Source organism: Alcanivorax sp. HI0083, assembly GCF_001635175.1.
In genome coordinates, this window is record NZ_LWFX01001115.1 from 1 (window position 1) to 9,762 (window position 9,762).

The window sequence follows — 9,762 nt, forward strand, 5'->3', positions numbered from 1 at the left end:
TTCGGGTCATTCAGGCTGGCCCGCACTCGTTGTTGCGCTTTTTCGATGGATGGACATATCTCGATCCCAGTTAGGGGACACCTTCAAAAGCACGCCTAGATTGCGAACCAGCCTGAAAGACTGAGTACGCAAGGAGTTTTTCAGAGGTTCCTTAACAACCGGTGCGTGTTATCCACAAAATGGCAGGAAGGCGGTTATTTTATAATCACCGCGGGAAAAATATTATTTTACGTCACCGTATTTTTTATTTTCCGCTCTGCGTTTAACCCACTATATTGCCAATGCCCACTAAAATAATTACAGTCTTTGCCGTTATTCAATGACCTAAAACAAGGGCACCTTAATGAGCATCAATCTTGACGAACTGTCTGTGGACGAGCTGGAAAAACTGATCAAGCAGGCAGAGTCTGCGCTCGACAAAAAGCGTAAAGCCGAATTGAAAAATGCCCAGGCGGTTCTGGAGAAAATGGCCAAGGATCTGGGTGTGGATCCCCAGGACCTGCTGAAAAATGCCGCCGACAAGAAAAAGACCACGCGCAAGAAAGCCGCCAAGAAAAAAACCGGTGTGCGCCGCCCGGCCAAAGTAAAATTCCGCGATCCCAATAACAGCGGCAACACCTGGACCGGCCGCGGCAAACGTCCACTGTGGTTGCAGGATGCCCTGAGCAAAGGCGCCAAGCTGGACGATTTTGCGGTATAAATTACGCATGACGCCAGATGCCTGAGGCCGGACGCTAAAGGCAATAAAAAAGCGAACCCAACGGGTTCGCTTTTTTTAAGCGTCGTGCATCAGGCATCCAGCCTCAGGCGTTTATACATCCAGATTCGATACCTGCAGTGCATTAGACTCGATGAACTGACGGCGCGGGTCCACGTCATCCCCCATCAGGCAGGTGAAGATCTGATCCGCCGCAATGGCGTCTTCGATGGTCACCTGCAGCATACGGCGGCTTTCCGGGTCCATGGTGGTTTCCCACAGCTGGTCCGCGTTCATCTCCCCCAGCCCCTTGTAACGCTGGAAACTGGTACCACGGCGCGCTTGCACCATCAGCCAGTCCAGGGCTTCGGCAAAGTGGCGAATAGGCCGCTGCGACTCACCACGCTGGATGTAGGCATCGTCTGCCAGCAGGCCTTCCAGGGTTTCCCCCAAGGCCTTGATCTTCTGGTAGTCCGGGGACTGCAGAAAATCCAGAGTAACACGATATTCACGGGGTACACCGTGAGCGAGCACTTGCACACGTGGCAAGTACAGGCCTCGCTCTTCATCACGCTGGGCGGTAATCGTAAATGCCTGGGTGGCGTCAGTGATAGCATCCACGCGTTTTCCCAGGGTCTCGCACCACTGCGTCATGGCAGCTTCATCTTTCAGCGACGCCTCACTGAGTGACGGCATATAGATCATCTGCTCCAGCACTTCTTCCGGGAAGACCCGGGACTGTCGGTCGACAATCTTCATCACACCGCGGTACTCGGCGATCAACTTGGCCAGCGGCTCACCACTGATCGGTGGCGCATCATCCCCCGGGTACAGACCGGTTTTATCCAGCGCCAGGGTAGTGAGGTACTCCTCCATGGCCGGATCGTCTTTCAAATAAGTTTCCTGCTTGCCTTTCTTCACCTTGTAGAGCGGCGGTTGGGCGATATAGACGTAACCACGCTCGATTAGCTCCGGCATCTGACGGAAGAAGAAGGTGAGCAGCAGGGTGCGGATGTGTGAACCGTCCACGTCCGCATCCGTCATGATAATAATGCGGTGATAACGCAGCTTGTCGATATTGTATTCATCACGACCAATGCCACAGCCCAGTGCCGTAATCAGGGTGCCCACTTCCTGGGAGGAGAGCATCTTGTCGAAACGCGCCTTCTCCACATTCAGAATTTTACCTTTGAGGGGCAAAATCGCCTGGTTCTTGCGGTCACGGCCCTGTTTCGCTGAGCCCCCCGCAGAGTCACCCTCCACAATATAGAGTTCGGAGAGCGCCGGGTCTTTCTGCTGGCAATCCGCCAGCTTGCCAGGCAGGCCAGCGATATCCAGTGCGCCCTTACGACGGGTCATTTCGCGGGCTTTACGGGCCGCATCGCGGGCGCGTGCCGCATCGATGATTTTTTGTACAATGCTACGGGCTTCGGTGGGGTTTTCCAGCAGGTAATCCTGGAAAAGATCCCCCATGGTCTGTTCCACCGCGCTCTTCACCTCGGAGGAGACCAGTTTGTCCTTGGTCTGGCTGGAGAACTTGGGGTCAGGCACTTTCACGGAGATTACTGCTGTCAGGCCTTCCCGGGCATCATCCCCGGACGGGTTGGCTTTTTCCTTTTTCAGGAACCCTTCCTTGTCCATATAGCTGTTCAGGGTACGGGTCAGCGCCGCCCGGAAACCGGCCAGGTGCGTGCCGCCATCGCGTTGGGGAATATTGTTGGTAAAGCAGAAAATGTTTTCCTGATAGGAATCATTCCATTGCATGGCCACTTCCACCGCAATCCCGTCTTCTTCCCGCTCATAATTGAAGTGGAAGACCTGGTTCAGGGCGGTTTTATTGGTATTCAGGTAGCTGACAAAGGCACTCAGCCCGCCCTCATACTCAAACACATCTTCATCGCCGCTGCGCTCATCCATCAGGTGAATACGCACGCCGGAGTTCAGGAAGCTCAGCTCCCGCAATCGTTTGGCGAGGATATCGTAGTGGAATTTGATATTGCTGAAGGTTTCAGCGGAAGGGCGGAAATGAACCGCTGTACCGCTGGATTCCGTTGTTCCCACTACCTCCAGCGGGTTGGCCGGAACCCCGTGGTTATAAATCTGCTCGTGAACCTGGCCATTGCGACGAATGGTCAATTTCAGCTCTTCCGACAGGGCATTCACCACCGATACCCCCACGCCGTGCAGCCCGCCGGACACCTTATAGGTGTTATCGTCGAACTTACCGCCGGCGTGTAGCACCGTCATGATGACTTCGGCGGCGCTGACACCTTCTTCTTCGTGCATTTCGGTGGGAATACCCCGGCCATTATCCTGGATAGAGACAGATTCGTCCGGATGGATAACCACTTTGATCTCGGAGCAAAATCCGGCAAGCGCCTCATCGATGGAGTTATCCACGACCTCAAACACCATGTGGTGCAGACCCGTGCCATCATCTGTATCACCGATATACATGCCCGGACGTTTACGTACGGCATCCAATCCTTTCAGCACCTTAATGCTGGATGAATCGTAATTCTTCTCTGCCATGGTATTTCCTTATTTGCTCTCGGTGAGGGGGCGCAGCTTGCCATGTTCCACGTGGAACATTTTGCTATCCACCGCCTGTAATGCGTTATTGTCATTCACGATGGCAGCCCATTGGGGCATATCCAACGCTGTAATCAGTGTCTGGTGGCCCGTAGTCGCCAAATACCCCAACAACTGATTACGATGTTCTTCATCCAGTTCTGCCGCCAAATCATCCACCAGCAGCGTACAAACCTTTCCAGCCTGGCTAATCAACGGTAACTGGGCCAACACCATGCCATAGGCCACCAATTTGGCCTGCCCACGGGATAAACGGTCGCGGGCCACAACGCCATGACTTTCAATACGAATATCACTGCGATGGAATCCAGCCTGGCTGAAGCCACGCCGTAGATCATCTGGCTGAAGCCGCTCCAGGGCCTGCCCATAGGACTCATCTTTCTGCAGCCCTGTTTGCAGCCTGAGCCGAATTTTCAGCTCGGGAGCCAATACCACCAAGGCCTCATCCAAACCACGCTGTAGCGCAGCCAGATAGCCCCTGCGTAACCCTTCGATTCTATCAGAAGTCTGGGCCAGTTGCTGATTCCAAAAGCCCAGTTCTCTCGAACTCGGACGGCCGGTGCGCAACAGGGCATTGCGCTGCCTGAGGGCTGCCGAGCCGGCGCGCCACACAGGCATAAACTGATGTTCCACGTGGAACATTCCCCAGTCCATAAAGCGCCGCCGAAGCTGCGATGACCCAAAAACCAACTCAACAGAAGTAGGGTGCAACGCCAACACTGGCAACAGCGCGGCCACCTCACTCAGCGCCCTGGGGGTCTGCCCATTGAGCTTGATCGCATCAATTCCGCCCGGGGTGCGCCGCACTCCCAGCCGGTGCATATCCCCGGCAGTGGTCACCTCCGCATAAAGCGTGGCCGCCTCGGCGCCGTCGCGAACCAGCCGCGACAAACGGCCACCGCGAAAGGAGCGACCGCCACTGCCAATAAAGTAGATCGCTTCAAGCAAACTGGTTTTGCCGCTGCCGTTATCACCCAGGATCACGTTCAACGACGGGGAGAGATCCGCCTCGGCGGTACCATAGTTGCGAAAATCACTCAGCTGAAGGCGGCTAAGCATCAGGGAAACAACAAAAGCGGGGAGGAGGGGAAAACAACAACGGGGTGGCCATGACGACCACCCCGGCAAGACATTGCATTCTCAGAGGCGCATCGGCATAACCACATACACGGCAGCCTTACTCTCAGGGTCAAAGACCAGGGCGCTGCTATTGCTGTCGCCCATTTCCAGCTCTGCCTGGGTGCCACCCATGGTGTTCAGCACATCCAGCAGATAGCTCACGTTAAAGCCAATCTCCAGCGGTGAGCCATTGAAATCCACGGACACTTCCTCTTCCGCTTCTTCCTGTTCCGGGTTGTTTGCCACGATCCGCAAGCTGCCCTCGGACAACTGCACCCGCACACCCCGGTACTTTTCGTTGGACAGAATGGCCACCCGGGCCAGCGCCTGACGCAGGGTTTCGCGGTCTGCAACCACTTTGCGCGAGCCTTCCTTGGGAATCACCCGGTCATACTCCGGGAACTTGCCATCCACCAGCTTGGAGGTAAAGGTGATCGCCCCCACCACGATGCGCACATGATTGCGGCCAATGGTCAGGCGAGCCGCCTCTCCGCTGTCGCCGAGAATGCGCGACAACTCCATCACCCCTTTACGGGGCAGGATCACGGAGGCTTCTTCAACCGGCGCGTCCAGCTCGGCGTCACACAGCGCCAGGCGGTGGCCGTCGGTAGCCACGGCACGCAGACGGCCCGGCTTCAGCTCGAACAACATGCCGTTCAGGTAATAACGCACATCCTGCTGCGCCATGGAAAAGGCAGTGCGATCGATCAGGCCACGCAGCACATCCGGCTTCATTTCCAGGCTGCTGCCTGCAGCATCTTCTTCCTGGTTGGGAAATTCCGAGGCGGGCAGGATAGACAGGGTAAAGCGGCTGCGACCGGAACGAACCAGCATGCGTTCGCCATCCACCTCAAAGCGGATATCGGCTTCCGCCGGCAGGCTCTTGGCAATATCCACCAGCTTGCGGGCGGGCACTGTGGTCTCACCGGGCTCCTGCTCACCTTCCAGCGGCAAGCGCGCCACCAGCTCCAGCTCCAGGTCTGTCCCGGTCATGGAAAGCTGGCCGTCGCCCACTTCCAGCAATACATTGGACAGTACCGGCAGGGTCTGTCGCTTTTCCACCACGGCGGCGACCTGCTGTAGCGGCTTGAGCAGTTGTTCTCTATTGATTGAGAATTTCATTGCGCTTTCCCGTTCTGGTTATTGGGTTTGCTCGCCACAGAGCCACCCCGATTAGGACGTCAATGTCCGTAACAGATTCTGATAGTCTTCTTCGATTTCCGGATTGGATTCCCGCAGCTGCAGCACCTTGCGACAGGCATGCAATACGGTGGTGTGATCCCGGCCACCAAAATTCTCACCGATCTCCGGCAGGCTGTGGCTAGTCAGCTCTTTCGACAGCGCCATGGCAACCTGCCGGGGCCGCGCCACCGAGCGAGTCCGCCGTGGCGATAGCAAGTCGTTGATCTTGATCTTGTAATACTCGGCCACGATGCGCTGGATATTGTCGATGCTGATTTGCCGCGCCTGCAGCGCGATCAGGTCCTTCAGCGCTTCCTTGATCAGACCGATATCAATCTGCGCCCCGGTAAAACGCACATGGGCGATCACCCGGCGCAAGGCACCTTCCAGCTCCCGTACATTAGAACGGATTCGCTGGGCAATAAAGAAGGCCGCGTCGTTGGGCAGATCCACCTTCGCCTCTTCCGCCTTCTTTTTCAGGATCGCCACCCGGGTTTCCAGCTCCGGCGGCTCCATGGGCTGGGACAAGCCCCAACCAAACCGGCTTTTCAGGCGCTCCTCCAAACCATCCACTTCCTTGGGGAACTTGTCACAGGTGAGGATGATCTGCTGACCGTTTTCCAGCAGCGCATTGAAGGTATGGAAGAACTCCTCCTGGGACTGCTCTTTTCCTGCAAAAAATTGAATATCATCGATCAGCAACGCATCCACGGATCGATAGAAGCGCTTGAACTCATTAATGGTCTTGTTGCGCAGAGCAGAAATCATATCCGCCACAAAGCGCTCACTGTGCAGGTAGACCACCTTGGCATTGGGATTGCGCCGTAACAGCTCATTACCCACCGCATGCATCAGGTGAGTCTTGCCCAGGCCAACGCCGCCGTATAACAGCAACGGGTTATAGCCGTGGCTCGCCGGATTCTCGGCCACCTGTTGGGCCGCCGCCGCCGCCATGCGGTTGGACTTGCCCTCGACGAAGGTAGAGAAGGTAAAGCCGGTATTGAGGTTACTGCGATGCTTGCGGGCCCCGCCCAGCGCGGTGGGTTGCGGCCGGCTATCAGACTCCGGCTGACGGGGCGCAGGGGCCACCGCAGGCGTAGTTATCGGACCACTGCCGGTAGCAGGGCCAGAACCATTGAAAGACGCCGCCACGGGCGTGCTGGAACGGGTGGAGCCCACCTCCAGCCGCAATTGCGGCAGCGGCCCTGATTGCATCTCCCCCAATACCTCGCCGATACGGTCCAGGTATTTGTCACGGACCCAGTCCACCACAAACCGGTTGGGGGCAAACAGGGTCAGCTCCGCACCATCCGCAGATGCAGCCACCTGAAGCGGCCGAATCCACATGTTGAACTGCTGCGACGGCAACTCATCTTCGAGTCGCGTCAGACAGCGTTGCCAGAGCTCTTCAGACACGCACCCGCCTTGATTTCCTTGATGTATTGCTCGCTGTCATCGCCCTGCCACAAGAACACAAAGGCACAACCGAGCCAGCCATTCTACCCCTACAGAAGCCCACCTATCCACAGGGGAGCCGGCTTTTTTTAATCGCCTTTTCCTGTGGATAACTAGGCTCATAACCCTGTTGGCGGACCACAGGACAACCCGGTGGATAACCGGAGGCACAACTTATACCCACATTTAATGACAGCTCACCCACACATAACCCCCAGTACTTACACACAGTGATACGCAAGTTATCATCAAAACAAATACCTGAAATATATGACATTTTCAGACTTACCCACAAAAAGCAGGTGCCCCTATAATCACCACTACAATCAATAAATACTTAAATATATAAAATCTATTAACAGTCTTTTCTTTTCCTCTTTCGAGCACGCTGAAAAGCGCGTTGACACCACCACTCAGTTTCCCTAGACTTGCCGCCCTTCTAATCGCTGTCTAATCCATGGGGAAGACGCCATGAAACGTACATTCCAGCCAAGCGTGCTCAAGCGCAAACGTGCTCACGGTTTCCGTGCTCGTATGGCCACGAAAAATGGCCGCAAAATCCTGGCCGCTCGTCGTGCCAAGGGCCGTAAGCGGTTGGCTGCATAAGCCAACCGTTTTACCTTGCCTTCCTGGCTGAGGTAACAGTGCCAATCTCACAGGCCTTTACCCGCCAACATCGCCTTCTTACCGGTTCCCAGTATCAAGCCGTCTTTGATCAACCTGAATGGAAGGTTGGCCTTGGCAGTTATCTGCTTCTGGTAACACGCAATACCCAACCGCAGCCCCGACTGGGCCTGGTGATTGGCCGTAAACGCGCCAAACGCGCCGTAGACCGTGCCAGAATCAAGCGGCGGGTACGCGAACAGTTCCGCTGCCGACAGCAGGAGTTGGCTGGCCTGGACATTATTCTGCTGGTCAGAGGCCGTATCGAGAACCCGGATCCGGATCAGGTTACCCGCGATATCACCCGGCTATTTGACAAGCTGCTTGCTAAGTGTCGGCAAGCTTGAGAAACTGCGGCCCGTTTTTCACGCCACAGATAAGCCTCTTATGGAAATCCAGCGCGCCCTAGTTATTACCGGCATTGCCGTTGTCTCATACCTGATGATTCAGGCTTGGCAGCGGGACCACGCAGACTCGGCAACCCCTGTCCCTGTTGAACAGGTGGCAGAGCAAGGGAGCCCTTCATCCGCAGACAGTGCGGATTTGCCTGCGCCTCAGCCGGAAACCGAGAACAGCATTCCGGCCGCCCAGGCTGACGGTGATCAGCCTGTCGCTCCCCAAATCGATACCCCGGGTACCACCGCTTCCGCAAGGCACATCGAGGTCAACACCGATGTATTGCGGGTGGAGATCAACCCGGTTGGCGGCGATATCGTTCGCTTGGCCCTGCCGGAATATCCCAAACATGTGGAAACCCCGGATCAGCCCTTTGTGCTGATGGAGCAGAACAGCAGTGGCACCTACGTAGCCCAGAGTGGTCTGGTGGGCAAGAATGGCACCGATTCCAGCAAGGGGCGCCCGCACTGGAGCAGTGCCCGGCAGAGTTACCAGCTTGCTGAGGGTAGCAACGAGCTGAATGTGGATCTGACTCTGACCCAGGATAATGGCGCCGAAATCATCAAGCGCTATACCTTCGAGAAAGGCAGCTACCTGGTCCGTGTTAGCCATATCGTCCGCAATAACGGCAGCAGCCCCTGGACGGGCGCACTGTACGGGCAGATCAAGCGAGATGGCAGTGATGACCCGGGGCTGTCCAAAGCAGGCTTCGCGCCCATGCCCACCTACCTGGGGGCGGCCTACTGGAGCCCGGAGAAGCCTTACAACAAGCTCACGTTTGATGACATGAGCGAAGACGGGGTCAAACTGGACCAGACCGTGGAAGGCGGCTGGCTTGCCATGGTCCAGCATTACTTTGTGTCTGCCTGGATTCCCGACGCCAAACAGAAAAACCATTACTCCAGCGTATACTTGCAATCACGCGACCAGTACCTGCTGCGATTCGTTTCGCCGAATACCACGGTGCAGCCGGGTGAAGAGTCGGTGCTGTATGCCGAGTTCTATGCCGGTCCCAAGCAGCAGGACAACCTGGAAGCCATCAGCCCGGGCCTGAACATGACCGTGGACTACGGCTGGTTGTGGTTTATTTCCCAGCCTATTTTTGCCCTGCTGGTGTTCCTGCAGAGCGGGGAAGTGTCTGTCTTCGGTATGGATATCGACATCGGTGGCGGTGTGGGGAACTGGGGTGTGGCAATCATCCTGCTGACCTTCATCATCAAGGCGATCTTCTTCAAGCTCAGCGCCACCAGTTACCGTTCCATGGCCAAGATGCGCAAGGTCGCGCCGGAAATGCAGCGCATCAAGGAGCAGAACAAGAACGACAAGCAGAAGCAGCAGATGGAAACCATGAATCTGTTCAAGCGGGAAAAAATCAACCCGCTGGGTGGCTGCTTGCCCATGCTGGTACAGATGCCGGTGTTTATCGCCCTGTACTATGTGCTGCTGGAATCCGTTGAGCTGCGCCAGGCGCCGTTCTTCCTGTGGATCAACGACCTGTCTGTGATGGACCCGTACTTTGTACTGCCGATCCTGATGGGCGCGTCCATGTTCCTGCAGACCCGCCTGAACCCGACACCGGCGGACCCGACCCAGGCCCAGGTAATGAAGTGGATGCCGATGATCTTTGCGGTGTTCATGCTGTGGTTCCCGGCCGGTCT

At 56.3% G+C, this 9,762-nt stretch carries 8 protein-coding genes; 4 read left to right on the forward strand and 4 right to left on the reverse strand.

Features of this window, described 5'->3' with window-relative positions:
* Positions 1 to 343 precede the first annotated feature (343 nt).
* Positions 344 to 700: an H-NS family nucleoid-associated regulatory protein gene (locus tag A3754_RS15455; RefSeq protein WP_063520425.1), complete on the forward strand. Its 357-nt coding sequence runs from the start codon at positions 344 to 346 to the stop codon at positions 698 to 700.
* Positions 701 to 811: 111 nt separating this feature from the next.
* Here the strand turns inward: A3754_RS15455 and gyrB are convergent, their stop codons facing one another.
* The 4 genes from gyrB to dnaA form a co-directional block, all read right to left on the reverse strand.
* The gene (gyrB, locus tag A3754_RS15460; RefSeq protein WP_063520426.1) at positions 812 to 3,229 is read right to left on the reverse strand and encodes a DNA topoisomerase (ATP-hydrolyzing) subunit B; all 2,418 of its coding nucleotides are present in this window, start codon (positions 3,227 to 3,229) and stop codon (positions 812 to 814) included.
* Between the two features lie 9 nt (positions 3,230 to 3,238).
* Complete coding sequence (gene recF, locus A3754_RS15465; protein ID WP_063520427.1) at positions 3,239 to 4,348, reverse strand: DNA replication/repair protein RecF; 1,110 nt, start codon at positions 4,346 to 4,348, stop codon at positions 3,239 to 3,241.
* Between the two features lie 81 nt (positions 4,349 to 4,429).
* On the reverse strand, positions 4,430 to 5,530 hold the full coding sequence (gene dnaN / locus A3754_RS15470) for a DNA polymerase III subunit beta (protein ID WP_063520428.1): 1,101 nt from the start codon (positions 5,528 to 5,530) through the stop codon (positions 4,430 to 4,432).
* Between the two features lie 51 nt (positions 5,531 to 5,581).
* Complete coding sequence (dnaA, locus tag A3754_RS15475) at positions 5,582 to 7,006, reverse strand: chromosomal replication initiator protein DnaA (protein ID WP_063520429.1); 1,425 nt, start codon at positions 7,004 to 7,006, stop codon at positions 5,582 to 5,584.
* Between the two features lie 510 nt (positions 7,007 to 7,516).
* Here dnaA and rpmH point away from each other — a divergent pair.
* The 3 genes from rpmH to yidC form a co-directional block, all read left to right on the forward strand.
* The gene (rpmH, locus tag A3754_RS15480) at positions 7,517 to 7,651 is read left to right on the forward strand and encodes a 50S ribosomal protein L34 (RefSeq protein WP_011590025.1); all 135 of its coding nucleotides are present in this window, start codon (positions 7,517 to 7,519) and stop codon (positions 7,649 to 7,651) included.
* 38 nt (positions 7,652 to 7,689) lie between these two features.
* Positions 7,690 to 8,055, forward strand: coding sequence for a ribonuclease P protein component (rnpA, locus tag A3754_RS15485; RefSeq protein WP_063520430.1), 366 nt, complete (start codon positions 7,690 to 7,692; stop codon positions 8,053 to 8,055).
* A 40-nt stretch (positions 8,056 to 8,095) separates the two neighbouring features.
* Positions 8,096 to 9,762: membrane protein insertase YidC (gene yidC, locus A3754_RS15490; protein ID WP_063520431.1), on the forward strand; the 1,667-nt coding region annotated here is incomplete at its 3' end.

Coding starts and splice junctions, on each gene's coding strand:
- recF (WP_063520427.1), bottom strand. CDS start 4,348: ATGCTTAGCCGCCTTCAGCTGAGTGATTTTCGCAACTATGGTACCGCC.
- gyrB (WP_063520426.1), bottom strand. CDS start 3,229: ATGGCAGAGAAGAATTACGATTCATCCAGCATTAAGGTGCTGAAAGGA.
- A3754_RS15455 (WP_063520425.1), top strand. CDS start 344: ATGAGCATCAATCTTGACGAACTGTCTGTGGACGAGCTGGAAAAACTG.
- rpmH (WP_011590025.1), top strand. CDS start 7,517: ATGAAACGTACATTCCAGCCAAGCGTGCTCAAGCGCAAACGTGCTCAC.
- dnaN (WP_063520428.1), bottom strand. CDS start 5,530: ATGAAATTCTCAATCAATAGAGAACAACTGCTCAAGCCGCTACAGCAG.